Source organism: Pseudozobellia sp. WGM2, from assembly GCF_017810075.1.
Classification (GTDB): Bacteria; Bacteroidota; Bacteroidia; order Flavobacteriales; family Flavobacteriaceae; genus JADNYK01.
In genome coordinates, this window is the sequence record NZ_JADNYK010000002.1 from 319797 (window position 1) to 344089 (window position 24293).

The 24293-nt window shown below is 41.2% G+C and carries 23 protein-coding genes; 8 read left to right on the forward strand and 15 right to left on the reverse strand.

Features of this window, described 5'->3' with window-relative positions; translation table 11 throughout:
- Nucleotides 1–24: 24 nt before the first annotated feature.
- The 3 genes from IV512_RS04990 to IV512_RS05000 all read right to left on the reverse strand — a co-directional run bounded on the left by IV512_RS04990 (nt 25) and on the right by IV512_RS05000 (nt 2059).
- On the reverse strand, nt 25–375 hold the full coding sequence (locus IV512_RS04990; protein WP_209401259.1) for a pyruvate kinase: 351 nt from the start codon (nt 373–375) through the stop codon (nt 25–27).
- A gap of 87 nt (nt 376–462) precedes the next feature.
- Complete coding sequence (locus IV512_RS04995) at nt 463–1329, reverse strand: fructosamine kinase family protein (RefSeq protein ID WP_209401261.1); 867 nt, start codon at nt 1327–1329, stop codon at nt 463–465.
- A complete protein-coding gene (locus tag IV512_RS05000; protein WP_209401263.1) occupies nt 1322–2059 on the reverse strand; it encodes a phytanoyl-CoA dioxygenase family protein in 738 nt (245 codons plus the stop codon). Before IV512_RS05000 ends, IV512_RS04995 begins: the two co-directional genes overlap by 8 nt.
- Nucleotides 2060–2192: 133 nt before the next feature.
- Between IV512_RS05000 and IV512_RS05005 the strand changes: the two genes are divergently transcribed.
- The 6 genes from IV512_RS05005 (at nt 2193) to IV512_RS05030 (ending at nt 5852) form a co-directional block, all read left to right on the forward strand.
- Nucleotides 2193–3299 (forward strand): acyltransferase family protein, encoded by a 1107-nt coding sequence (locus IV512_RS05005; protein ID WP_209401265.1) that lies wholly within the window; start codon nt 2193–2195, stop codon nt 3297–3299.
- Between the two features lie 27 nt (nt 3300–3326).
- Entirely contained in the window at nt 3327–4127 is an 801-nt protein-coding gene (locus tag IV512_RS05010) for a DUF1080 domain-containing protein (RefSeq protein ID WP_209401267.1), read from the forward strand.
- 84 nt (nt 4128–4211) lie between these two features.
- Nucleotides 4212–4652 carry an antitoxin Xre/MbcA/ParS toxin-binding domain-containing protein gene (locus IV512_RS05015; RefSeq protein WP_209401269.1) on the forward strand — a complete coding sequence of 147 codons (441 nt, stop codon included), beginning with the start codon at nt 4212–4214 and terminating at the stop codon, nt 4650–4652.
- Entirely contained in the window at nt 4649–5110 is a 462-nt protein-coding gene (locus IV512_RS05020) for an RES family NAD+ phosphorylase (protein WP_209401271.1), read from the forward strand. Before IV512_RS05015 ends, IV512_RS05020 begins: the two co-directional genes overlap by 4 nt.
- A gap of 114 nt (nt 5111–5224) precedes the next feature.
- The gene (locus IV512_RS05025; RefSeq protein WP_209401273.1) at nt 5225–5515 is read left to right on the forward strand and encodes a nucleotidyltransferase family protein; all 291 of its coding nucleotides are present in this window, start codon (nt 5225–5227) and stop codon (nt 5513–5515) included.
- Nucleotides 5508–5852 carry a DUF86 domain-containing protein gene (locus IV512_RS05030; RefSeq protein ID WP_209401275.1) on the forward strand — a complete coding sequence of 115 codons (345 nt, stop codon included), beginning with the start codon at nt 5508–5510 and terminating at the stop codon, nt 5850–5852. Before IV512_RS05025 ends, IV512_RS05030 begins: the two co-directional genes overlap by 8 nt.
- On the opposite strand, the gene IV512_RS05035 is transcribed toward IV512_RS05030, so the two are convergent.
- Genes IV512_RS05035 through IV512_RS05050 form a run of 4 tightly spaced genes read right to left on the reverse strand, consistent with a single transcriptional unit; the run spans nt 5845 to nt 9342 of the window.
- Nucleotides 5845–6240: a VOC family protein gene (locus IV512_RS05035; RefSeq protein WP_209401277.1), complete on the reverse strand. Its 396-nt coding sequence runs from the start codon at nt 6238–6240 to the stop codon at nt 5845–5847. The two genes, IV512_RS05030 and IV512_RS05035, sit on opposite strands and share 8 nt — an antisense overlap.
- Nucleotides 6241–6244: 4 nt before the next feature.
- Entirely contained in the window at nt 6245–7027 is a 783-nt protein-coding gene (locus tag IV512_RS05040) for an SDR family NAD(P)-dependent oxidoreductase (protein WP_209401279.1), read from the reverse strand.
- A complete protein-coding gene (locus IV512_RS05045) occupies nt 7027–7920 on the reverse strand; it encodes an SMP-30/gluconolactonase/LRE family protein (RefSeq protein WP_209401281.1) in 894 nt (297 codons plus the stop codon). The genes IV512_RS05040 and IV512_RS05045 overlap by 1 nt, the downstream gene beginning before the upstream one ends.
- Before the next feature lie 30 nt (nt 7921–7950).
- Nucleotides 7951–9342, reverse strand: a complete 1392-nt coding sequence (locus IV512_RS05050) for a metallophosphoesterase family protein (protein WP_209401283.1) — start codon at nt 9340–9342, stop codon at nt 7951–7953.
- Between the two features lie 404 nt (nt 9343–9746).
- Here IV512_RS05050 and IV512_RS05055 point away from each other — a divergent pair, with 404 nt between their 5' ends.
- Nucleotides 9747–12389: a glucosidase gene (locus IV512_RS05055; protein ID WP_209401285.1), complete on the forward strand. Its 2643-nt coding sequence runs from the start codon at nt 9747–9749 to the stop codon at nt 12387–12389.
- A gap of 49 nt (nt 12390–12438) precedes the next feature.
- Here the strand turns inward: IV512_RS05055 and IV512_RS05060 are convergent, their stop codons facing one another.
- The 6 genes from IV512_RS05060 to IV512_RS05085 all read right to left on the reverse strand — a co-directional run bounded on the left by IV512_RS05060 (nt 12439) and on the right by IV512_RS05085 (nt 19892).
- Nucleotides 12439–14070: a S41 family peptidase gene (locus tag IV512_RS05060; RefSeq protein WP_209401286.1), complete on the reverse strand. Its 1632-nt coding sequence runs from the start codon at nt 14068–14070 to the stop codon at nt 12439–12441.
- Nucleotides 14071–14092: 22 nt separating this feature from the next.
- Nucleotides 14093–14491, reverse strand: a complete 399-nt coding sequence (gene rnpA / locus IV512_RS05065; protein WP_209401287.1) for a ribonuclease P protein component — start codon at nt 14489–14491, stop codon at nt 14093–14095.
- Between the two features lie 96 nt (nt 14492–14587).
- On the reverse strand, nt 14588–16444 hold the full coding sequence (locus IV512_RS05070; protein WP_209401288.1) for a M1 family metallopeptidase: 1857 nt from the start codon (nt 16442–16444) through the stop codon (nt 14588–14590).
- A gap of 48 nt (nt 16445–16492) precedes the next feature.
- Nucleotides 16493–18124, reverse strand: coding sequence for a S8 family serine peptidase (locus tag IV512_RS05075; RefSeq protein ID WP_209401289.1), 1632 nt, complete (start codon nt 18122–18124; stop codon nt 16493–16495).
- 15 nt (nt 18125–18139) lie between these two features.
- The gene (locus IV512_RS05080) at nt 18140–19048 is read right to left on the reverse strand and encodes an SMP-30/gluconolactonase/LRE family protein (RefSeq protein WP_209401290.1); all 909 of its coding nucleotides are present in this window, start codon (nt 19046–19048) and stop codon (nt 18140–18142) included.
- Nucleotides 19029–19892, reverse strand: coding sequence for an MBL fold metallo-hydrolase (locus IV512_RS05085; RefSeq protein WP_209401291.1), 864 nt, complete (start codon nt 19890–19892; stop codon nt 19029–19031). The genes IV512_RS05080 and IV512_RS05085 overlap by 20 nt, the downstream gene beginning before the upstream one ends.
- 252 nt (nt 19893–20144) lie before the next feature.
- Here IV512_RS05085 and IV512_RS05090 point away from each other — a divergent pair, with 252 nt between their 5' ends.
- Nucleotides 20145–22004: a sodium:proton antiporter gene (locus tag IV512_RS05090; RefSeq protein ID WP_209401292.1), complete on the forward strand. Its 1860-nt coding sequence runs from the start codon at nt 20145–20147 to the stop codon at nt 22002–22004.
- Here IV512_RS05090 and IV512_RS05095 read toward each other — a convergent pair.
- Together IV512_RS05095 and lepA are read right to left on the reverse strand one after the other, a co-directional pair.
- Nucleotides 22001–22234, reverse strand: coding sequence for a GTP-binding protein LepA (locus tag IV512_RS05095; protein WP_209401294.1), 234 nt, complete (start codon nt 22232–22234; stop codon nt 22001–22003). The genes IV512_RS05090 and IV512_RS05095 overlap by 4 nt on opposite strands.
- A 225-nt stretch (nt 22235–22459) precedes the next feature.
- The gene (lepA, locus tag IV512_RS05100; RefSeq protein ID WP_209401295.1) at nt 22460–24256 is read right to left on the reverse strand and encodes a translation elongation factor 4; all 1797 of its coding nucleotides are present in this window, start codon (nt 24254–24256) and stop codon (nt 22460–22462) included.
- Nucleotides 24257–24293: the final 37 nt, after the last annotated feature.

The window sequence follows — 24293 nt, forward strand, 5'->3', positions numbered from 1 at the left end:
CTTCAAACACTTTCTGAAATACGGCTATTCATTCTTTTTGGTAAAAAACTCGTAAATCAACTGCTTTTCCTCAATAGTAAATTGTCGGTCCTTGAACCAATCGTGCGCCTCAATTTTTCGGTTTTCTATTTGTGCCTGGCGTATGGCGTTTATAGATACCAGATACCAATGCATACCTCGCTGCTTGTATACCGAATAGCCAATGGTTTCTATAATATAAGATGGTCTAGGATCATTAACTAGGCGAATACCGTTCTTTAGAATCGCCAGTGTTTTTGTCAATTTAACCACTACGGAAAATGAATAGCGTTTAAAATCGTCAAACCCTTCTTGGGTAACACCGTATACTTTATCTCCAACTTCTAGGGGTCTCATGCACTAAAAAAGCCAACAAAAATAAGAGCCTCTACCAGACATGCCTAGAGATTTCGGTATTTGTTATCAACATAAGAGCGATACTATTCAATTAAAATATTTACCTAAGATATGCTTTGTGGAACTTTTATAAGACTGACCAAAAAGGTTCAGGTGTACCAATATATAATACAATTGATAAATGTCTCGGCGTTGTTGGTGACTGGGCTCTAATGAAATCACCTCATGGTACGCACGATAGAAGCCTTCATCAAAGCCGCCGAATAATCGGGTCATGGCCAAATCTACTTCGTGGTGCCCAAAATAAACTGCTGGATCGATGAGGTAGGGCCTTCCGCCGGAAGCGATTAAAAAATTTCCGCTCCACAAGTCACCATGTAGTAGAGCCGGCTGCACTTTTGGAAACAAATTATGACATCCCTTTGATAACGATGTCTCTGAGGGAATTTCAGAAAAAAGAAGTTTACCGGAGTCTTGAGCCAGCCTCAATTGAGGCAATAGCCTTTCGGAAACATAAAAATCTACCCAATTTATATTTTGGTGGTTTGATTGGGGCAGACTTCCGATAAAATTATCTTGTGCGTATCCAAACTTTTTAGCCTCACTAGACCGATGAAGCGTTGCCAATTGATGGCCGAGCCTTTCAAAATCGGAAGAAGTGGGCGTTTTGGTTTCGACAAATTCCATAATCAATAAAGCCCCTTCTTCCAACGGTTCGCACAAAAGCACTTTAGGTATGCCGATGGTTTTTGTCTCTCTCAATGCCTTTAGGCCTGAACGCTCCGCTTGAAACATTTTAAACGCCAATTGGTCTTTATGAATTTTACAGAAAAAGCGTTCGCTTTCCGTTTTCAACATATAAGCTTGGGAAATATCGCCCCCAGACATAGGTCGAATTTCAATAATCTTAGTGCAGAGCAGGTACTCAATATGTTTTCTGATGGAATTATCCATCAGCTTTCACCTTTCTTTCTCCGGTATGATCAATACCCCTTTCGCGTTCTAGGGCAATCATGCTCACTGGCCTAAAATTGGTAATTAAAGCACGTCTGTGGTTGGCAGTTGAATTTCCTCTGCTATAATGCAGCGTACCGCCATGGTGAAACACACATGAGCCAGGTTTTAATTCTACACATACAGAACCTGCTTCGCTTCCTTCGCATTTTAGAGCACCTTTATTAGCTGTTTGAACGTGGGTTAAGGGTGGGTGTAAATGTGATTTTGGAGTATACCACATGCAGCCATTTTCTTTGATGGCAGGGTCGATTGCAACCCAACAACTAACCGCTCGCTTATCTGGCATGTCGGTCCAATAGGCCACATCTTGATGCCAAGGGGTAATGGTGTTGGTATAGGGAGCCTTATTAATCATCATATCAAAATCTAGATTGATATCGTACCCCAACAGTTCTCTGGCAATTTGTAACGATTGTTGGTGAAACGGTTTTTCTAGCAGCTCTGGCAGCAGACGACTTGGCACCATAATTTGAGTAATTTTTTCAATTTCGCCATTGGCACCCGATAAATCCGAACGATAACGCGAAGCATCGATTTTATTGGCTAAAAATGAATTGTAAAGCGTACTGTAATAGTCAACCTCTTCAGGTGTTAAGAGGTTTTCGACCACTAAATAGCCTTCAGCTTCAAAAAATTGTTTTTGTAGTTTGAGCAGTAAATGAACCATAGGAAAACCTTAGTATATGACCGGTATGTTGAAGATAAAGATAAAATGAATATTCCTGAGAACGGAAATCGATTATCCTAACTTCTATATTTTCGCTACTTTAGAAGAATTCAACCGATAACCGCCCTATACCATGTCACAATTGGCAGATAATGTTTCTAAACGCCTCTTCTCTTTAGATGTATTCCGAGGACTCACCATGTTTTTACTCATCGCCGAGGCCGCTGGCTTTCATCATTATTTTACGGAATGGGCGGAAGGAGGTTTTTTCGAAGGACTTGCCCAACAATTGCATCACCACCCTTGGAACGGACTCCGGTTTTGGGATTTGATCCAGCCTTTTTTTATGTTTATTGTTGGGGTAGCCATGCCTTTTTCTTTGCGTAAACGATTGGCGAAAGGTGACCGTAGAGCGGTACATAAGCATATTTTTAGACGGTGTTTTTTATTGTTTGCTTTTGGCGTACTGCTTCACTGTGTTTATAGCCACGCCTTGGTTTGGGAACTGTGGAACGTTCTGGTACAGCTGGCCTTTACCATACTTATTGCATATGGTCTTATGCACCTGCCCAATAAAATACAGATTGGTATATCTATAGGTTTATTAGTGCTTACCGAAGTGCTTTATAGAGCCTATAACCCAGACGCGCCCTATGCTCAGGGCCATGATAGTTTCGGCTCTTTTACAGACCTACTGGTCATGGGCCAAGTAAATAATGGTTATTGGGCTTTTATCAATTTTATACCGACTGCGGCACATACCATATGGGGTGTGGTCTGCGGAAAAATTTTGCTAGCACATATCACGGAAAAGGAAAAAATCAAACAGTTCGTAATTTGGGGAACCAGCATTCTTGTTCTGGGTTTCGCTATGGATGCATTGAATATTACACCCATTATAAAACGAATAGCGACCTCATCTTTTACATTGGCCTCTGGCGGTTTTGCTATTTTGACCTTGACACTCTTCTATTGGCTGATCGATGTGAGAAACGGTCATTACAAGTGGCTAAGAGTATTTTCTGTTGTGGGTACCAATTCCATATTTATATACCTTTTTGCAGAAACCGTAGGCGTGCAGTGGTTCCGAGGGTTTGGGCAAATCTGGGCGCAAGGCATTTTGGTGCCATTGAGCGTACCCAACCCAACCATAATGGTCATCAGTTCTCTTGTAACACTCTTTATCTTTTGGTACATTACCTACTTTTTAGACCAACGCAAAATTTACTTTAAAGTGTAAAACCTTCTATTCGACTAAAACAATCCTATGAAACTTAAGCTAAGCCTTGCTATTTTCTCCTTTGCCTGTCTAATTCTAATTGCGTGTGGAGTGCAGAAAACCACTAACACAGAAGACGGGTGGATCAATCTCTTTAATGGAAATAATTTAGAGGGATGGACGACCAAAATTCACCATTACGAAACAGGGGATAATCACGGCGACACGTTTAGGGTTGAAGATGGCATCATAAAAGTACGGTACGATAAATATGAAGGCGATTTTAATGACCGGTTCGGGCACTTATACTACGATACGCCCTACTCGCATTTTCATCTTTCTATGGAGTACCGGTTTGTAGGAGAGCTGCACCAAGGCGCCCCTTCGTATACGTTAAAAAATAGCGGGGTTATGTATCATTCCCAAGACCCTAGAACCATGCTTAAAGAGCAAAACTGGCCCATTTCGGTAGAAATGCAATTTCTGGCCGGTATTACCGAGGGAGAAGATAGACCGACCGGAAACATGTGTTCCCCTGGTACGGAAATCGATTTTCAGGGAGAGCAGTATGCGGGACATTGCTTGAACTCCACTTCAGATACGTACTACGGAGACCAATGGGTAAAAGCGGAATTGATTGTTCATGGCGACTCTTTGGTAAAACATCTCATCAACGGAAAAATGGTATTGGAATATACCAAACCTCGGGTTGGGGGCGAAGTAGTTGATGGTTTTGACCCTAAATTCAAAGTCGATGGCACCCCGCTAACCCAGGGCATGATCGCATTGCAAAGTGAGGGGCAGCCTATTGATTTTAGAAATATCAAGCTAAAAAATCTTAAGAAGTAAGAATACCTTAAAAACAATTTTAACTTACTTTTGTCGTTTTGTATGCGACAAATGTTGTATTTTTATTTTAATTGTACTTTGGATATGGCAACTGCGGTAAAATTCTTTGATAGTAAAAGTGGAAAGGTTTCTTACGATTGGAACGACGATAAGCGATCGTATCTTCTTATCAAGTTGGTAAGGGAGGGTATTACTTATAGCGATTTTAACAAGGTTACTAATTTAGCTCCATTTAGCACCCAAGAATGGGCCGGGTATCTCAATATTTCCGTTCGAACCCTAGAAAGAAACCGTGAAGAAAACAAGGTTTTTCGTCAAGAACAGAGTGAAAGAATACTTTCCATCTATCAATTACTTAATTATGGAAAATCAGTTTTTGGCCATGACGAAAACTTTTATGAGTGGTTGGGTTCCGAAAGTATTGCGCTTGGGGGCATTAAACCCAAAGAACTTTTAGACACCAGCATTGGCATTCACATGGTAAAAGATGAACTGGGTCGCCTAGAACATGGGGTGCTGACATGATTGTTTATAGGCTGGGAAAAGAGAAATATAAAAATGACCTATCAGGTATTGGTGCCGAAAAATTTGGCGGCCGTTGGAACAGCAAAGGGGTACGAATGGTCTATACTTCACAATCTAGGGCCTTGGCCAATTTGGAAGTAGCGGTACATTTGACGCTGAAATTAGTACCTACGGACTATTATTTGACCATTATTGAAATACCGAATGAATGCATTCTACAGTATTCCGAAAAGCGATTGAAGCATAAGAATTGGAAAACACACCCACCTTCCGAATTTACTCAAGGGGAAGGAGATAAATTTATCAAAGAGAACAAAATTTTGGCCCTAAGGGTCCCTTCCGCAATTGTACAAGGAGATTACAATTATTTGATCAATCCCGTTCATCAAGATATAGGTAAAGTAAAAATTCTGTCCTTTGAACAATTCTCTTTTGACAAGCGGTTGTTTAGGCCTTGAGGATGCTTATTATAGTTGTGAAGTGAAATAGAACTGAGACAGTTATTACTGAGCATTCCTGTGTTTTCCGATTCAAATTTCAATGCCGGTAATATTTTTGATTAAATTAGTATTATGAAGTCGCTGAATGAGATAAGGTCAACATTGCAAAAGAACAAAAGTAGATTGTTCCTATCCTATCCTATTAAATCTATGGCTATTTTCGGATCATTTGCTAGAAATGAGGCGGAAGAAGCTAGTGATTTGGATATTTTAGTCGAGTTCTCCGACAGGGTAGGCGTCGGGTTTATTGATTTGGCCAACGAATTAGAAACAATAGTTGAATTAAAAGTTGATCTTGTATCCAGAAAAGGAATTAAAGAAAGATATCTTCGATCTATTGAAGAAGATTTGATTTATGTCTAGAAGAAACAACGGTCTTTTGGTATCGGACATGCTGGAATCGGCAGAAAAAATTCTAAGATATACCTCAAATCTAGATTACGACGAATTCTTAGAAAACGAATTGGTAAAAGATGCTGTATCACGCAATTTTGAAATCATCGGGGAGGCTGCTCATAGGATAAGCTCTGAATTTAAAACTACACATCCGCAAATAGAATGGGTAAGGATAACGGGTTTTAGAAATCGTATAATTCACGAATATTTTGGAGTCGATTACGAAATAATGTGGGCCATCATTATGGAAAATATAACTGTTCTTATTGATGAATTAAAACGTATTATTAATTCTTTTAATTAGACAAGCCCTCATAAACTTCAATAGGCAAATCATCGGGGTCTGTAAAAAAAGTAAACCGTTTTCCGGTAAATTCATCTACGCGAATATCTTCTACCTTTATCCCTAGTTGTTCCAATCGGTATTTTTCTTGCTCAACGTTTTCAACTTCAAAAGCCAAATGGCGAAGTCCCATGGCTTCCGGTCGTGACGGCCTTTTGGGTGGGTCAGGAAATGAGAACAATTCAATAATATATTCCCCGTTTAAGGCTAAATCCAACTTATACGATTTGCGCTCTTCTCGATACACTTCCTTAATAATTTCCAGTCCTAAAACATCTGTGTAGAAAGTCTTTGATTTCTGATAATCGGAGCAAATAATGGCAATGTGGTGAACTCGCTTTAAACCCATAGTTTTAATTAAGATCTTCTGGATATTTCCCGGCTGTTGTCCACCCGCCATCCACAGAAATGGTCTGCCCGTTAATATGGCTGGCCTCGTCGGAAAGTAAGAAAAGGCAGGTATTGGCAATGTCTTCGGGTCTACCCACTCTTCCGTTCGGGTTTAATTTCCCCCAAATTCCCTCGTAGTCGGGCTGCTCTTTTCGGGTGCGCTCGGTTAATGTGGCACCAGGGGCCACAACATTGATGTTGATATGATGCTTATCGAGCTCAAAGGCCAAATTGATGGCCATCATGCGCAGCGCCGCTTTGGTCATGGCATAGGTCGTAAGGTTTCTGTAGGCCCTGATGCCTACCTGCGAAGAGAGTAGCACAACCTTGCCGCCACTTTTTAGTTTAATCATTTCTTTGGCCGCTCTTTGTACCAGAAAAAAAGCGCCCTGTAGGTTTAGTTGCACCACTCTGTTAAAAGACTCTGGAGTAAATTCTAAAAAATCGCCAAAGAGGGTAATCCCCGCATTGGGAATAATAAAATCTATTCGACCGAAGCTTGATAAAGCAAAGTCTACCATTTGATCAATAAATTCAACAGAACCAGCATCGCCAGCAAACGCCAGGCAATCACCATTAAATTTTTCTGATACTTCTTTGGCAGCTTCTTTGGCAAGTTGAGGGTTTACATCGTTCAATATTACTCTTGCACCTTGTTTGAGCAAAGCTTCAACAATGGCATAACCAATACCCTCTCCCGCACCAGTAACAATAGCGGTTTTATTTTGAATTCCTGTATAAGCCATTAGGTTTGCTTAAAGTAGTTTATGTGCATTCCTTTCACGTTTGTTTTATAGGTGAAAAGCCCACCGCTTTTTGGATACTTCTTAAGTTGTTCTTTAGTCATTCCGCTTCGGGCGGTCGTGATATGAAGTGTATCAAGCGCCGAACCACCAAAGCAGCAAGAGGTTACATGTGGGGCATCTACTTCGATTTTTTGCATCACTACACCTGATTCAGGGTCCCATCTGCGTATACAGCCGCCACCCCAATGGGCTATCCAAAGCATATCTTCTGAATCGATGCACATGCCGTCGGCCCCACCATATGATTTGGGTATTTCAAAAGCGGTTTTCCTATTCGATAGGGCACCCGATTCTATATCAAAATCGAATCGAAAAATCTTGTAAATATCTGTATCGCTGAAATAGAAAGTTTTTTGGTCTTGAGTCCAAGCCATACCGTTTGAAATAGTAGTTCCAGAAACTTCAATTGTCGCATTTGATTCACTATCAACCCGAAATAGATTTCCGCTTTCTGGTAAGAACTCTTTATGCATACTTCCGATATAGAACTGCTGGTTAGGACCAACTTTGCCATCATTAAAACGCATTTTGGAATCCTCGTTTTCAAGCACACTTATTCGGTTCAAATGTTCCGTATCGAAATCAAAGGTGGCTAGACCCCTTTCAAGGGCAAGGAGCATGAGACCCTCTTCGGAAGGTACGGCGGCACCTATCACTTCATTAAAAGTCCATTCGGTATATTTTGTTGTGCTAGGGTTATAGCATTGAAGTTTTTTCCCTTCGATATCGACCCAATATAAAACCTGCTTTTTCCAGTCCCACACGGGGCCTTCCCCTAGAGTTGACCGGGTGTCAAGTAAGAGTTCCGCTTTTTGAATTTTTGTCTCCGACATTCCGTAATTTATAGAAAGAAAGTTACGTATTTACTTCTCTTTTACGAAATCCTTCTTCAATCGAACCTTAGTATCAGGCACTTTATTGATTAGTTTCTTCTTACCGTCTTTTTTAATCAGTTCGAAAGAGTCGTAAAGGTTGCCAATCGGCGTATAAGCACCATAGGTGATGGTGTCTTGTGAGACAGTGATAATCTGAAAAAGCTGGGTGAACTCACCCCTTCGAACCATCCAGTCTTGGTCTTTCGATTCGTACATTTTGGGTCCGCTGACAGAAACGGCATAAACCGTACCCGCATCATTAACAACGGTAAGCCCCTGCCCTTCATTCTTGGTATAGCCCCGAGCATAAGTGTGATCATGGCCTTGAAGCACTAAATCGACCTCATATTTATCAATCAATGGTTTTAGGGCTTCCCTGAGTTCTCTATTATCCCTGCCCTTAGCCGTTGAATAAATGGGGTAGTGCATGGTAATGGCCGTCCATTTTTTCTTATTTGTGCGTAAAACCGAATCTAACCATTTGGTCTGGGCCGTACGCGCTTCTTCATGCTCATCGAAACCTTCGGCATCAATTGAAATGAGCTTCATATTTTCATAATCCAAGGCATAGCAAGTTTCCATGAGGGCTTCGATAGGACCATTTTCGGGTAATGTGAATTGCGGCCTCCACAAAGATGAAAGTTCACCATCTCTATATTCGTGGTTTCCAGGGGTCATTATGCTGGGTACGGTCGCATGAATAAAGCTGCCCGCGTAGAACCACTCGCCCCATTCGAGATTCGCATCGCGGTCATTGATCAAATCACCGGCGTGCAACATAAAATTTACGTTCGGGTATTGTTTGTATGAATTTCTTATAACCCTAGACCACAATGATTTAACATTGTTCTGGGCGTCGCCAAAATAAATAAAACTAAACGGCTTGTTGCCGGAAGCACTAGCCGTGGTAAACTGAAACCATTCGCTCCAATAACCATTCTCTTCTCCACCACTGCCTACTCTGTAGGTATAAATGGTCTCCGGCTCCAAGTCGTCTATTACAGCAGAATGAAATGAAGTCTTAACAAGCGGCTCCCTGCTATTTTGATTTTCGAATTTCTCCGTCATAGCTTTGGTTCTTCTGACCTCTCCTAAAAGAAACTCAGGACCATCGGTAGCTTTCGCTATTTCTACAAACCCCGAGTTTACCTGTTGATTGGTGCGCCAATTTACGGCAAAGCTATGCGCTGGATCGACGGTAAGATTTGTAATAATTCGATCTGGAGTTCTTGAGGGAAATAACAACTTATGGTCTAAGATAGAATCAAGGTCGGCATAATGGGCATGATGCTCGTTACCGTGTTTATGTTCTTGTGCAAAAGCTGCCTCAAAAGTAATCAGGGCGACTAAAACTAATAGGGAAAATGCTGTTCTTTTCATGAAAGTAGGGTAGGGCGATGGTTTGAATAGTGATACGGATCTAGAATATTATGATGAGTAAAACTACAAAGAACAATAGCTATGAGGCTAAAGAATTTTGATGGTAACCGATGGAAATTTAGCTTTTCATATTACCAGAGACATAAAATGATACGTGTAGCTCGCCCACTTAGTTGGCGCACAGGCTACAATTAGGGTTTTTAGCCGTGAGCATTCATTATAATTTGAACCCGTAACTGTTATTATATCAAAAATCGGCAAAGCTAATTCGTTATTTCACAAATCATTATAGCTAATTGCTTTAAGACCCATATCACAGAAAAATATAGGGTACATTTATATCTGCTTATGTGTAGAATACATCTTCCCAAGAAGTTATTCACTCTTAACAAATAGACTAGTTCATGGTGCAAAAAGGGATAGAAGCGCAAAGATTAACTGTATCGGATAATTATAGAAATTGGAAAAAATGGGGCCCTTATTTGGCGGAAAGACAATGGGGCACCGTTCGCGAAGATTATAGTGAATATGGTCATGCCTGGAACTTTATCGACCATGAAAAAGCTCGCAGTAATGCCTATAGGTGGGGAGAAGAAGGTATTGCCGGCTTTTGTGACTCTAGAGAAATTCTTTGTCTGGCACCGGCTTTTTGGAATGGCAAAGACCCTATTCTAAAGGAACGCCTCTTCGGTCTCACGAATAATCAAGGAAACCACGGCGAAGACGTGAAAGAACTTTACTTTCATCAAGTTTCATCGCCCACACATTCATACTGCAAGTACCTTTATAAATACCCGCACAAGAAATTTCCATATTCCGAATTGGTCAAAAATAACCAACGAAGTCGTGAAGAACCTGAATACGAAATATTAGATACCGAAAGCTTTAAGAACAATGCCTATTTCGATTGTTTCGTAGAATACGCCAAAGCAGATGTTGACGATATTCTCATGAAAATAACGGTGGTAAACCGTGGGTCAAAGACAGCAGCTATTCATGTATTACCGCACCTTTGGTTTAGAAACTTTTGGAAACATAACCGACGTTTTACGAGACCTAAAATTAATTCTGCAGGTCTTAATTCAGTAGAATCTAGAAGTACAAGAAACGGCAGATATTTTTTGTACCATCAAAGGGGCAAGCAGCTGTTCTGCGAGAACGAAACCAACAACCAGCGCATATATAACGTGCCCAATAAAACTGAATATGTAAAAGACGGCATTAACGAGCGGGTTGTCAATCGGAAACGAAAAGCGGTAAATCCCGCTAAAACCGGTTCGAAGTTTGCGGTCTGGCACAAGCTTAAATTAAAGGCCGGGGAAGAAAAAGTAGTTAAGGTCAGGTTGAGCAAAAAAAGAATTGAAAAGCCTTGGCAGAACTTTGACTCCGTTTTTGAGGAAAGGGTAAATGAGTGCGAAGAATTTTATAACGAAACACTTAAGAAAGAACTGCCCTTAGCACATCAAGAAATTGCGAAAAAAGCCTTTTCCGGATTGCTATGGACGAAGCAATTCTACTATTATGACGTGTTTAAATGGTTGTTCGGCGGCCCAGGAGAGTCGAAACCTTATCGTGCCGATGCCCGAAACTTTAGTTGGCAGCATTTGACCAACCGCCACGTAATTTCTATGCCCGATAAATGGGAATATCCTTGGTATGCCGCATGGGACTTGGCCTTTCACATGGCCTCGTTCGTTGAAATAGACCCCTACTTTGCGAAAGAGCAGTTATTGTTGGTCTTACGGGAAAGCTACATGCACCCAAACGGTCAGATACCTGCTTACGAATGGAACTTTAGTGACGTAAACCCCCCAGTGCACTCATGGGCCGTTTGGAACGTCTATGAAAAAGATAAGGAGCGCACCGGAAAGGGTGACCGCGTTTTTTTGGAAAAGGCCTTTCAAAAGCTATTGGTCAACTTTACATGGTGGGTCAACCAAAAAGATAAACACGGCACCAACCTTTTTGAAGGAGGCTTTTTGGGCCTCGACAATATCGGCGTTTTCGACCGAAATCATATGCCGCCCGGTATCACACGAATGCAACAGGCCGATGCCACAAGTTGGATGGCGATGTTCACCTTGAACATGCTTCGAATGTCATTAGAGTTGGCAGAGGGTGATGACGCTTACGAAGAGGCGGCCGCGAAGTTTTTCAGGCACTTTTTGAATATCGCTTGGGCCATGCACCATATTGGAGCAAAAGATATATCATTGTGGGACGATAAAGACAATTTTTACTACGATGTGGTCGAAATGTCGAGCGGTACCTCGCACCGCTTAAAAGTGAGGTCATTGGTGGGTATAATACCCATGTTCGCTGTTGAGGTTTTACATAAAGACCTATTTCAGCAGTTAAAGGAGTTCAAGACCAGGGCTGCCAAAATTGTATTGACACGGCCCGATTTGGCCTCTTTGATTTCGCGTATTGAGGAGGTAAATGAAGAAGGAAATTATTTATTTTCCATAATGAGAGGTTTCAGATTGGAGCATCTGTTGAAACGATTGTTAGATGAAAATGAATTTCTATCGGATTATGGCATACGCTCTTTGTCAAAATACCATAAAGACCACCCTTATGTTTTTGAGCACCACGGGCATCATATGATTCAGTATGAGCCAGGCGAAAGTAAATCGAATATGTTCGGGGGTAATTCAAACTGGCGCGGCCCCATTTGGATGCCCTTAAACTATATGATTGTTCAATCGTTACGTAAATATTACTCATTTTATGGGCCTACTTATGTTTACGAATTTCCGACCGGTTCGGGCAACAAATTGAATTTGAACCAGATTGCCGATGAAATCACGAAACGTTTAACGAAGCTATTCGAAAGAAATGCCGAAGGCAAATACCAATATCATTCAGATGATATCCAATCTGTTTTCACCAAGAACGAGCATTTTAAAGAACAACACTTGTTCTACGAATTTTTCGATGGGGACACAGGTAAGGGATTAGGTGCTTCGCACCAAACCGGATGGACCGCTCTAATTGCCAACTTGATCATGGAAATGGAACAGCAACCTAAAGAGGGTTCGTTATGATCACCAGCAGACAAGAGCGGTAAACGAACCTAAAAAAACTGTTTTTTATCTATTGAAGTATGCTTTGATACTTAGACGTATTGCCCAATAATTCGGTTGCGGCTAGAATAGCCTCATCGTTTTTAAGATAAAAATCATAAAGACCTTCTCTGTAAAAGTAGCGTTTGACGATTTCGTCTTCCAACTTACTTTTTATTTCTTTCTGATAGTCTTCTAGGGCGGTTACCTTACTTTTTTCAATATCAAGCAGTAAAGCTTCAAAATCACTTTCAATTTCTTCGTTGAAAATAACTTCTTCCCGATCGGTCATTGCGGCTTTGAGCGTTTTTTCAGTCTTGGTTTCAAAAGAAAAATCACTTTTCGAGACGTAGCTCTTGAAGGTTTGATAATCATTTTCAGAGAACTTAAAATCAGCGATGTTCTCTAGACTGTTGTTGTAATAGTAGTCCGTTGCGAAATCAAAGATGACATTGTTGTTCAGTAATGCCGTGGTCAATTCGTTTGCTTTGGCCGAAGCGATTTCGATATCTGGCAATACGCCTCCGCCATCTTGCACTTTACGTCCGTTTCGAGTGGTAAAGTCATTGAAGGTGGTTTTTTGAACGGCGTTACCGTCTTGGTCACGGTTCCAGTAGTCCAGTGATTGAATACATCTACCTGATGGGGTATAATAACGGCTTATGGTGACCTTCAATTGGGTGCCATAGGTGAGTTTTAACGGGCGCTGCACCAACCCTTTACCAAAACTGCGCGCACCCATCACAACGGCCCTATCAAGGTCTTGTAATCCGCCAGAAACAATTTCACTGGCAGAGGCGCTGCTACCGTTAACCAATACCGCCAAAGGTATTTCAGTGTCTATCGGCTGGTTTTTGGTCTTATATTCTCTATTGAACTTTTTTACTTTTGATTTTGTCGTAACAATCAACTCACCTTTATCAACAAATAGGTTGGTCACATTTATCGCTTCCGAAAGAAGTCCGCCAGGGTTGCCCCGCAAGTCTAAAATAATTCTTTCCGCCCCCTGCGACTTTAAATCTTCAAGTGCCGATTTCGTTTGGCTAGAAGCTTTAGCGTTAAATTTTGCCAATACAATATAGCCTGTTTTATCATTGGCCATCTTATAGAACGGAACGGCGTCAACCTCTACGGCACCGCGCGTGATAGTAGCGGTCTTGGTTTCGCCTTGTCGCGTAAAAGTCACCTCGACCGAGGTGTCGTTCGCTCCCTTTAAAAGCTCACTGGCGTTATCGTCAAATTTAGAAACGTCGATATCACCGATTTTAAGTATTTCATCCCCTGCTTTGAGACCAGCTTTATCCGCAGGGTAGCCCTTATAAGGCTCAACGATCAACAGTTTGTCATCGTACGAACGCACCAAGGCGCCGATACCGGAATATTCACCGGCATTGTTAATGCGATAGGTCTCTACATCTTGTTCGTTCAAGAACTTGGTATAGGGGTCTAAATCGTCTAGCATATTCTTAATGGCGGTGTCCATTAATTGAGCGGGGTTGGTCTCGTCAACATAGTTCATGTTGAGCTCTTTGAACAGCGTTGTGAATATTTCAATCTGTTTGGCGATTTCGAAAAAATCACTCTTTACAAAACCACTTCCGACCACAAACATGGTTATGGCCATTGCGGGAATCAGTATTCTTTTTTTCGCTAAAGTCTTCATCTAATTCAGAATGTTTGAAGATTTACTTTGGGTTGATCTTTTCACTTTTAAGCCCCTCTGCCCTTAAAAACTTGGATAAAGTTTTGCCCATAGCCGACTCGATTTCAGTGAATGAAGGCATCTTTTTACCAAGGTATAAAAATAGAAACGCAAAAGAGCCCTCACTATTGTTAAAAACCTGATGTTTGTTTAATCGATAATTTTCTCGCATTAATCGTTTGATACGATTGCGATTAACTGCGCTTTTGATATTCTTTTTAGGAACGGCCACCCCAGCCTGTACCTGAACATTTTCCGGAAGTTGTGATCTTAAATAAATTAGCTTTAAGGGGAAGGCTGTAACGGACTTTCCCTCGGCAAAAAGTTGGTCGATCAACTTTTTGCTTTTCAGCTTTTCCTTTTTAGAAAATTTAAAATCCATTTTCAACTATTTGCAAATAAATAAAAGGGCACCCGCATGGCACAAAACCTGCGACTGCCCTTAATATACTTCTTACCGATAATATGCGCTATACTATTATTCAGATTTTTGCCAAAGATTATCCTCTTGTTTTACATCGGCCATCAATTGACTGGGATCAATCAAAATCGCTTTTACGCTTTCTAAAGGCTTATCGATTGTAAAACCATAGGTAGGGTACGCCCACGGCCAATCTTCAATTACAGTTCTTTCAATCTGGGCATAAGGGTTGTCTTTTTCGCCGCGCATCATTCGAAGCGGCGCATAGAAACTTTCTTGAGTACCATCTTCATAAACCACCAATAAGTCTATGGGCATAGGCATAAGACCTTTTCGCTCAAGTGTGATTTTCGTTTTTTCACCATCCTCGGCTACATCTTTAATTCCATAATCTATAGTGTTCGTTGTTTGTGTCCAATCCGTCAGGTACCAATCTAGCTCCATTCCAGAAACCTTTTCTGCCGTGCGTATGATATCGTTGGGTACGGGGTGCTTAAATTTAAAGTCGTCATAGTATTTCCGTACCGTTTCCATCAATTTGTCTTGACCGATGATATAGCCCAATTGTGATAAGAAGATAGAACCTTTGCTATAGGCCGCAATGCCATAAGCAAAATTGAGATCGTAGCGGTCGGCATGGGTGGTTTGCGGTTGCTCTTTACCGGAACCGACCAAATTGTAATAACCCTTATAAGAACCTGCGAACGGGTTTTCTTTGTTCTCTTCCATCACCTCGTTCATGGCTAAGTTTGAGATAAATGACGTAAAGCCTTCATCCATCCATTCATGCTTCGATTCATTGGTAGCAAGTATATGCTGAAACCAAGAATGGGCCATTTCGTGAGCGGTAACACCCACTAAACTTCCGAATTTTCGCTTTCCGGTAATCAAGGTCGACATGGCATATTCCATACCACCATCACCACCTTGAATAACAGAGTATTGTTTATAGGGATATTCGCCTATATTTTTATTAAAGAACTGCATGAGCTCAGCGGTCTTGGGCTGAAGCTTTTTCCAATTATCAACAATTTCTTTGTCATCCTTATACAGAAAATGAAGCATAGGCCCATTCTCGACCTGAAGGGTATCGTGAATATAATCAGGATCGGCAACCCACATGAAATCATGAACTTTTGGAGCTTTAAAATGCCAAGTCAAAGTCTTGCCCTTTTGCTTTTTGACCTTTGTTCCGGACGCTTCATAACCATGACCTATTTCCTGAGGGTTTTGAAGATATCCGCTTCCGCCAACAACATAATCTTTGTCAATGGTGAGCTTTACATCAAAATCGCCCCAGACCCCATGAAACTCTCGAGCTATATATGGGTCAGGATGCCATCCTTCAAAATCGTATTCTGCTAACTTTGGGTACCATTGACTCATAGAAAGAGCAACGCCTTCAGCACTGTTTCGGCCTGCTCGACGAACCTGTAAAGGCACTTGCCCTCTAAAAACCATGTCAAACGTAGTCTTTTCTCCGGGAGCAATCGGTTTTGCCAACTCTACGACTAAAACGGTACCCTCTTCTGTGAAATCAACTTTTTGCCCATCTTGAAGCAAGGAGGTAGCATGCAAGTAGCCCATTTCTTCTTCGCTCAATGAAGCGATTCTACTCTGCTCTTCGTTCATCATGCGCCCGTCAGGATCGGCAATATTCTGTAAACGGATGTCCATTTCGCTACCGGGCTGAAAGGCATTAAAATACAAATGAAAGTAGACCCGATTGAGTTCATCCGGCGAATTATTGGTATACACCAACTGTTGCGTACCCGTATATTGATAGTTTTTCACGTTCATGCCCACTTCCATGGTATAATCGACATGTTGTTGCCAATACGAAGTGTTTTGGGCGAGACCAATTGTCGAGAACATCAAAAGAAATGGACAGATGACTTTGAAAAAATGGTTCATATCTTTAAATCTAAAATTCTGTTGTTTACTTTAATCCGCTGACAGCGATTATAGCTTAATTTTTCCCATGGATACATTGTGTGCCATAATCAAAGCATTGTAGGCGTTGACCATAGTGCCCGCGGTTGAAATCTCTTCTAAATTACCGGTCTTGGCATTGTCGCCCCCTAAAATCACTTTAGCTCTAGGCGTTAACCCAGACTCCATTATAATTTTTTTGACCTCCGATGCGGTTAATTTTGGATAGTAAGAACGTATCAAAGCTGCTACACCGGCAACCGCCGGTGCCGCCATAGAAGTACCACCTTGATAATCATATTTACTACCGGGCATTGACGAATAAATCTCGTCTCCAGGAGCAAAAACGTCTACATTTACTTTTCCGTAATTTGAAAAGGAAGCCACCATTTCTGAGCCATACTTTGGCGCCAAAGCACCTACGGTAATCACATTGTCCGCAATTTCTGGACCATTATCTACTTGGTCGTTCGGAAAATTCGGATTTGCAGGATTATCTAAATCTTCACCTGAGTTACCCGCGGCATGCACAAAAAGAACATCGTTGTCAGCGGCATATTTGATGGCATCGAATACCCACTGTGCATTTGGTGAATACCCTTTACCAAAACTGCCATTGATAATTTTAGCCCCGTTGTCTACAGCGTAGCGAATACCCAAGGCGATATCTTTATCGTACTCATCACCGTTAGGTACGGCACGAATACTCATGATTTCTACATTATTGGCCACACCATTGGCTCCCAAGCCGTTGTTGCGTTCAGCGGCAATGATACCGGCAACGTGGGTACCATGACTTTCATCTTCTGAGCGACTTTGTGGGTTGCCGTCACCATAATCGGTATCGTTGATGTCGTATGGGTCGTCACCAACCACTTTTCTACCGTTGAAATCAACATTGTAATTGTAGTTGACCTGATCGGTAAAATAAGTGATACCACCTTCGATTTGTTTCAAGACCTCGGGAATACTGTCTTCGTAGGTCAGCATTTGTGTCAAGATACCGACGTTCTGCTGCATAGCTTCGTCGGTAGACTTTATACCGGCCAGGTCTTTCTTGTTATATTCGTTTTTGCCTAATTCTTTCTTGACGGCCGCATCCGCATTTTTGACCGCTTGAAAAATTTGCTCGTACTGCTGTTTTTGCTGAACAGCTTTGGCGTATTCCCCTTCAACTTCGGCCTTTGCTTTCGCTTGAAGTGCGGCATCACCTAATTTTAACTTTACGATTCGGGCCACCTCAAGTTGCTCATTGTACGATTCACCCAAGAAGTTGTAACCATGAATATCGTCTACGTAGCCATTGTTGTCGTTGTCAATTCCGTCACCTGGCTTCTCGTCTTTATTGGTCCAAAGCACATCGTCTAGGTCTTCATGTTCTAGGTCGATGCCCGAGTCTAATACGGCAACGATTATGGTCTCTCCCTTTTTATTCTTTAAAATTTCTGAATATGCTTTGTCTACACTCATTCCGGGAATGGTATCTGCAACAAGGTCTAGATGGCCCCAATTTTGCTTTTGCGCTTCACTAAGGTCAGCAATTTTAAGTGGGGTGGTGTCAATGTTCTCGATTGGTGTCGATACCAATGCAGTGGCTCCACAGCCCATGAGTAGGGATGCTAGAGATAACCCGAGTACGGATTTTGGGAATAATCGTGTCATATAAATAAATTGAGATTAGTGTAAGCGTTTGTAAAATGCGCCTGAATTCAGGGCGGGGAAGGTTTCAAAATTGCCCCGATCGGCCATGGTTACATAACATGTTTTGCCATTTTCGCCCCCAAAGGTAATATTTGAGGGCTTTTTTCCCTTCAATTGCACCTCTTTTATGATTTTTTTATCGGGTGTGACGATTACGACGGTACCTTTGTCATAACGGGTGATATAAAGATTTCCTTGAGAATCGCAGCGCATACCGTCCATACCGAAATCATCGAATTTTATGAATAGCGATTTATTGCCGAGAGTGCCATCTTCGTTGATGTCGTATTGCCAGACGTTGCGTTGAACTGACTCATTTACATACAATCTCTTACCATCAGGGCTGACCTCGATACCATTCGTGGTACCCATGTTGTCTTCTAGAAGAACAATTTCTTTATTCTCTTGAACAATCCATATACGACCTTTGCTTTCGGCCCAATTTGGGTCACTAAGATACATAGTGCCATTGGGTGCAATCGCAAGGTCGTTAGGTTGGCTCATTTCTGGGTTGTGGGCATAAACCTCAGCCTCTTTGCTGCCATTTTTTATTTGATATACATTGTGGCCCACATAATCGGCAATGAACATGTTTCCCGAAGTGTCAAAACGAATTCCGTTGCCAACACTTTTCCCGTCAAGTCTAGTGAAAATGTCACTTTTTCCATTTTCGTATACGATTCCGATAGTTCCTTGTTCTTTGTAATTTACGGCATAAAGGTTACCATTGACATCTACGGCCGGGCCCTCTATGCCCTTCGTGAATCCCCATTCGGGCGTGAAGTCTGTACTGATTAAATTTTGGGTTTTGCACGCGCTTAAAAATAGAATAGCACTTGTAATACCGAAGAGTCGTACACTGATTTTAGTTGTTGAAAACTTCATTGAAACTATAGATTTTATCTAAGCGCACTCCCTTTTCGGTTGATTGCAATGTACAAATTTCGTTTTGTGCGTCGTGCTCGAAGAAAAGGTAATAATTCTCTTTTACCGCTTGATCCAGAAAAATTTCTTTTTCCTTAAGTGTTATCAAGGGTCTTGTATCATAGCCGATAACGTATGGTAGGGGTATATGCCCAACGGTCGGTATCAGGTCGGCAACGAAAACAAGCGTCTTGCCTTTATAACTTAAATAGGGCAGCATTTGTTTGTCTGTATGCCCGTCGACGAACAAGATGTCAAAACCTAATTCTGAGCCTTTGAGAAATGATCGACCTTCTCTTTGAATGAAATTTAATTGTCCACTTTCTTGCATGGGCAACAAGTTTTCTTTTAGAAAAGAAGCCTTTTCGCGTGCGTTAGGTTGTGTGGCCCATTCCCAATGATCATGATTGGTCCAGAACTTGGCGTTTTTAAACGCGGGTTCATAACCCGTTCTGTCTTTGTTCCATTGAATGCTTCCGCCGCAATGGTCAAAATGAAGATGGGTCATAAAAACATCGGTAATATCATCTCTATGAAATCCGGCTTTTTCTAAAGAATTGTCTAGGGTGTGGTTGCCCCATAAATGATAATATCCGAAGAACTTATCAGATTGCTTATTACCTAAGCCCGTATCAATCAAGATGAGCCTATCGCCATCTTCGATCAGTAAACTGCGGGCGGCTATATCGATGAGATTTTTTTCGTCTGCCGGATTGGTCTTTTGCCAAATGGTTTTTGGCACAACCCCGAACATGGCTCCGCCATCTAACTTAAAGTTTCCAGTTTCTATGGGGTAGAGGGTCATTAACGGTATGGTAAGAACCTGCAAATTAAGAAAAGCACAGTTCAAGTACAACAAATACCTATATGCAGAGAAACAAATTTGTGTAAATTAAAAACCTAAAGGATGAACAAAATAATGTGGTCTATATTGCTACGGCCTGCAAACTAGATATTTAGATGACTGAAAAAGATGTTAATTTAATAAGATTCAAAATGGGCGTCAGTGGTCATTTATCTGGTCTAAAAATCACTATTTTTGGCTAAAATGAATTAAATGGTAGAATTAGCGGGCATCATCATCTTGGGTATTATAGCACAGTGGGTAGCTTGGCGTTTTAAACTACCGGCCATATTGCCCTTAATTTTAATAGGTCTTTTGGTTGGGCCAATTGCAACCCTTTTTACCGAGGATGGCTCTAAACTTATAGAACCTATTTGGACGGGGGAAAAAGGATTATTTCCAGGCGATGGACTCTATTACTTTGTTTCTCTTGCGATAAGTATAATTTTGTTCGAGGGTGGTTTGACCCTAAAGCGGGCAGAGATTCGCAATGTTGGCCCAGTAATTACCAAATTGATTACCCTAGGCAGCTTGGTCACTTTCTTTGGCGCGGCCATTGCTTCCCATTTTATTTTTGGTCTGAGCTGGCAAATCTCGTTTTTGTTTTCAGCGCTGATCATTGTAACAGGGCCGACAGTGATTACACCTATATTGAGGAATATTCCATTAAAAAAGGATCTTTCGGCTGTTTTGAAGTGGGAGGGCATTCTTATTGACCCCATAGGTGCCCTTGCAGCAGTTTTGGTATATGAATTTATAAGCGTGGGAGAAGGGCAGGCCTATACTATGACGGCTTTGGTCGAATTCGGAAAAATTTTATTGTTCGGCTTTACCTTTGGCTTCACTTTTGCGCACGCATTGACTTTTGCGATAAAAAAGAATTTTATACCCCACTATTTGCTCAATGTGGTTTCATTGTCAGTTGTATTACTGGTATTTGTAATGTCAGATGTTTTCGCTCATGAGTCTGGACTTTTGGCGGTTGTAATTATGGGTATGGTCATGGGTAACACAGACTTACCTAATATTAAAGAACTTCTCTATTTTAAAGAATCGCTGAGCGTATTGCTCATATCAATACTCTTTATTCTATTGGCCGCGAACATTAATATGTCTGACCTGGAATTAATTAATAGCTGTAAGACGGTCGCCCTTTTCTTGGTAGTGGTTTTTCTAATTAGACCGATTGGTGTGTTTTTAAGTTCTATAGGTTCAAATCTTAAATTCAACGAGAAACTTTTTATTGGATGGGTAGGCCCGAGAGGTATCGTAGCGGCTGGTATAGCTTCACTGTTCGGATCTAAGTTATTGGCGAAAGGCGAGGAGGGCGCAGAGTACATCACCCCTTTGGTATTTATGATAGTTTTAGGAACGGTATTATTAAATGCTACAACCGCCCGTTTGTTCGCCAAGGCGATAGGCGTGTTTTTAAAGAAGTCAGAGGGAATTGTAATAATCGGAGCTTCTAAGGTTTCAAGATTAATCGGTGACTATTTACGAAAGAACGAACGACACGTGGTATTGGTAGATAATAATCAGACGAACATTCAAAAAGCTAAAAAATTGGGTATTGAAGCTATTACTGCCAACATTTACTCCGATAATTTGACGGACAATATTGAACTGAACGATGTTGGCTACCTTATGGCGCTTACCGGAAACTCAGATATCAATAAATATGCGGTAAATAAATTTGGAAGTCAATTCGGGGAAAACGGTTCGTTCAGATTAATCGATTCCGATGAAATGAACGACCCAGAAAACAATCCGAAAGAGGGATTGTTCTCGCATACCGATGATTTTATCAAACTTACGGAGACAGCTCGTAAATTTCCTGCCGTTCATGAGATAGAATTAAAGGATAAGGAGCATTATGAAGGCCTTATTGAAATTACCAAGGCAGACGAAAACATAGTTCCTATATTTCTTAAAACCCCAGATGGCGACCTTAAAATTATATCATCGTTTAGTACTGATTTTAATGATATAAGCGAAGGATGCCGATTGGTATATTTAGGAAAAATTCTGGAAGCTGATGAGACCGATGATAAACAAGATAAGGAAAACGGCTAACCAGAAAATGGCATTGTTTTTAATATGGTAACCGATATTTCTTCAGCTTCAACCTCGCGGCTATTATCATTTTCTAAACGATAAAAGGGCATTGCCGCCTCTCTTTTTATTTTATTCTCTAATAATTGAGTATCTATCTCTCCACTTTCTTGGCGCCAGATAAATATAGAGTGTTGCTTGGTAGTACTTAATACGTGTTTCGCAATAAACTTCGCAATATAGGTTGTCATAGATTTTGGGAACTAAATTCAACTTATTTAAAACAGCAAGAAGCCAAAAAAATTGTTTGAAATTATGCAATTGAACGAAAAATTGTAAGAATAATCTGCAACTTTCAAAAAGTAGACTGATACTTAAAAAGTTAGGTTTTGAAGACCTCAAATTTTAACACAAACAACGGTCGGTCTATTGAAAAACAATGATGTTTTTAGAGGTGAAAAATGTCGAAACCAGAATTAATCATTGAGTTTTAACACCGCCATAAATGCCTGTTGTGGAATTTCTACATTACCTACCTGACGCATACGTTTTTTACCCTTTTTTTGCTTCTCTAGTAACTTCCTTTTTCTTGAGATGTCACCACCGTAACACTTTGCCGTAACGTCTTTTCGTAAAGCTTTGATGGTTTCCCTTGAAATAATCTTAGCTCCTATCGCGGCTTGAATAGGTATATCAAATTGTTGGCGAGGTATAAGTTCCTTAAGCTTTTCACACATTTTTTTACCGATATGCTGGGCATTATCGGCATGTATCAATGCGGACAGGGCATCTACGGGTTGAGCATTCAAAAGAATATCTACACGAACCAATTTAGAGACCCGCATACCGATAGGGGCATAATCAAAAGATGCATACCCTTTGGAAACAGTTTTCAAACGATCATAGAAATCGAATACGATTTCCGCCAAGGGCATATCAAAAGTAAGCTCGACCCTTTCAGTGGTCAAATATGTTTGATTTGTGATAATACCACGTTTCTCTATACATAGTGACATGACATTGCCTACAAAATCGGACTTGGTGATTATGGTTGCTTTAATGTAGGGTTCCTCTACACGATCAATACCTGATGGGTCGGGCAAATCGGAAGGGTTGTTTACGATTATGGCCTCATCGGGGTTCTTTCTGGTGTAAGCATGGTAACTTACGTTGGGCACGGTGGTAATTACCGTCATATTGAACTCGCGCTCGAGCCGTTCTTGAATGATTTCCATGTGAAGCATTCCCAAGAAACCACATCTGAAACCAAAACCTAATGCAGCACTGCTTTCCGGTGAAAACACCAAAGAGGCATCATTGAGCTGTAGTTTTTCCATTGAAGACCTCAATTCTTCGAAATCTTCCGTATCCACAGGATAAATTCCGGCGAAAACCATGGGTTTTACATCTTCGAATCCGCCGATAGCGTTTTTAGTCGGATTTGCCGAATCGGTAATGGTATCACCTACCTTTACCTCCCTAGCATCCTTTATACCCGTAATCAGGTAACCAACATCGCCCGCTTTTATACTTTGTTTGGGGTGTTGCACCAATTTTAAGGTACCTACCTCATCGGCAAAGTAGCTTTTGTCAGTTGCAACGAATTTTATTTTCTGATTTTTTTTGATTTCACCATTGATGACCCTAAAATACGTTTCAACCCCTCTGAACGGATTGTAGACCGAATCGAATACCAACGCCTGCAACGCCTCATCAGGGTTGCCTACAGGTGCAGGAATACGCTCAATTATGGCTGTAAGTATATCTTCTATGCCAATACCCGTTTTTGCACTTGCAGGAATTACCTCTTCGGCCTTACAGCCTAAAAGGTCAACGATGTCGTCGGTAACTTCTTCTGGGTTGGCACTTGGTAAATCGACCTTATTCAACACAGGAATAATTTCGAGGTCATTTTCTAAGGCCAGATACAGGTTTGATATTGTCTGGGCCTGAATACTCTGTGCCGCATCTACAACAAGAAGAGCACCCTCGCAAGCAGCGATCGAGCGCGAAACTTCATATGAAAAATCAACGTGGCCGGGAGTGTCGATAAGGTTCAAAACGTAATTTTCACCTTTGTAGACATAATCCATCTGAATCGCATGACTTTTAATGGTTATTCCACGTTCGCGCTCCAAGTCCATGCTATCCAACAATTGCTCCTTTTTTTCACGATCGGTTACAGAACCGGTAAAATCTAATAGGCGATCGGCCAGTGTGCTTTTACCATGGTCAATGTGGGCAATGATGCAGAAATTTCTAATATTCTTCATAGTCGAATGAACGGCGTTTAAGGGCGCAAAGATACGT

Bases quoted from the DNA above. Each gene is read 5' to 3' on its own strand.
- IV512_RS04990 (WP_209401259.1), bottom strand. From the start codon at position 375: ATGAGACCCCTAGAAGTTGGAGATAAAGTATACGGTGTTACCCAAGAA.
- IV512_RS04995 (WP_209401261.1), bottom strand. From the start codon at position 1,329: ATGGATAATTCCATCAGAAAACATATTGAGTACCTGCTCTGCACTAAG.
- IV512_RS05000 (WP_209401263.1), bottom strand. From the start codon at position 2,059: ATGGTTCATTTACTGCTCAAACTACAAAAACAATTTTTTGAAGCTGAA.
- IV512_RS05005 (WP_209401265.1), top strand. From the start codon at position 2,193: ATGTCACAATTGGCAGATAATGTTTCTAAACGCCTCTTCTCTTTAGAT.
- IV512_RS05010 (WP_209401267.1), top strand. From the start codon at position 3,327: ATGAAACTTAAGCTAAGCCTTGCTATTTTCTCCTTTGCCTGTCTAATT.
- IV512_RS05015 (WP_209401269.1), top strand. From the start codon at position 4,212: ATGGCAACTGCGGTAAAATTCTTTGATAGTAAAAGTGGAAAGGTTTCT.
- IV512_RS05020 (WP_209401271.1), top strand. From the start codon at position 4,649: ATGATTGTTTATAGGCTGGGAAAAGAGAAATATAAAAATGACCTATCA.
- IV512_RS05025 (WP_209401273.1), top strand. From the start codon at position 5,225: ATGAAGTCGCTGAATGAGATAAGGTCAACATTGCAAAAGAACAAAAGT.
- IV512_RS05030 (WP_209401275.1), top strand. From the start codon at position 5,508: ATGTCTAGAAGAAACAACGGTCTTTTGGTATCGGACATGCTGGAATCG.
- IV512_RS05035 (WP_209401277.1), bottom strand. From the start codon at position 6,240: ATGGGTTTAAAGCGAGTTCACCACATTGCCATTATTTGCTCCGATTAT.
- IV512_RS05040 (WP_209401279.1), bottom strand. From the start codon at position 7,027: ATGGCTTATACAGGAATTCAAAATAAAACCGCTATTGTTACTGGTGCG.
- IV512_RS05045 (WP_209401281.1), bottom strand. From the start codon at position 7,920: ATGTCGGAGACAAAAATTCAAAAAGCGGAACTCTTACTTGACACCCGG.
- IV512_RS05050 (WP_209401283.1), bottom strand. From the start codon at position 9,342: ATGAAAAGAACAGCATTTTCCCTATTAGTTTTAGTCGCCCTGATTACT.
- IV512_RS05055 (WP_209401285.1), top strand. From the start codon at position 9,747: ATGGTGCAAAAAGGGATAGAAGCGCAAAGATTAACTGTATCGGATAAT.
- IV512_RS05060 (WP_209401286.1), bottom strand. From the start codon at position 14,070: ATGAAGACTTTAGCGAAAAAAAGAATACTGATTCCCGCAATGGCCATA.
- rnpA (WP_209401287.1), bottom strand. From the start codon at position 14,491: ATGGATTTTAAATTTTCTAAAAAGGAAAAGCTGAAAAGCAAAAAGTTG.
- IV512_RS05070 (WP_209401288.1), bottom strand. From the start codon at position 16,444: ATGAACCATTTTTTCAAAGTCATCTGTCCATTTCTTTTGATGTTCTCG.
- IV512_RS05075 (WP_209401289.1), bottom strand. From the start codon at position 18,124: ATGACACGATTATTCCCAAAATCCGTACTCGGGTTATCTCTAGCATCC.
- IV512_RS05080 (WP_209401290.1), bottom strand. From the start codon at position 19,048: ATGAAGTTTTCAACAACTAAAATCAGTGTACGACTCTTCGGTATTACA.
- IV512_RS05085 (WP_209401291.1), bottom strand. From the start codon at position 19,892: ATGACCCTCTACCCCATAGAAACTGGAAACTTTAAGTTAGATGGCGGA.
- IV512_RS05090 (WP_209401292.1), top strand. From the start codon at position 20,145: ATGGTAGAATTAGCGGGCATCATCATCTTGGGTATTATAGCACAGTGG.
- IV512_RS05095 (WP_209401294.1), bottom strand. From the start codon at position 22,234: ATGACAACCTATATTGCGAAGTTTATTGCGAAACACGTATTAAGTACT.
- lepA (WP_209401295.1), bottom strand. From the start codon at position 24,256: ATGAAGAATATTAGAAATTTCTGCATCATTGCCCACATTGACCATGGT.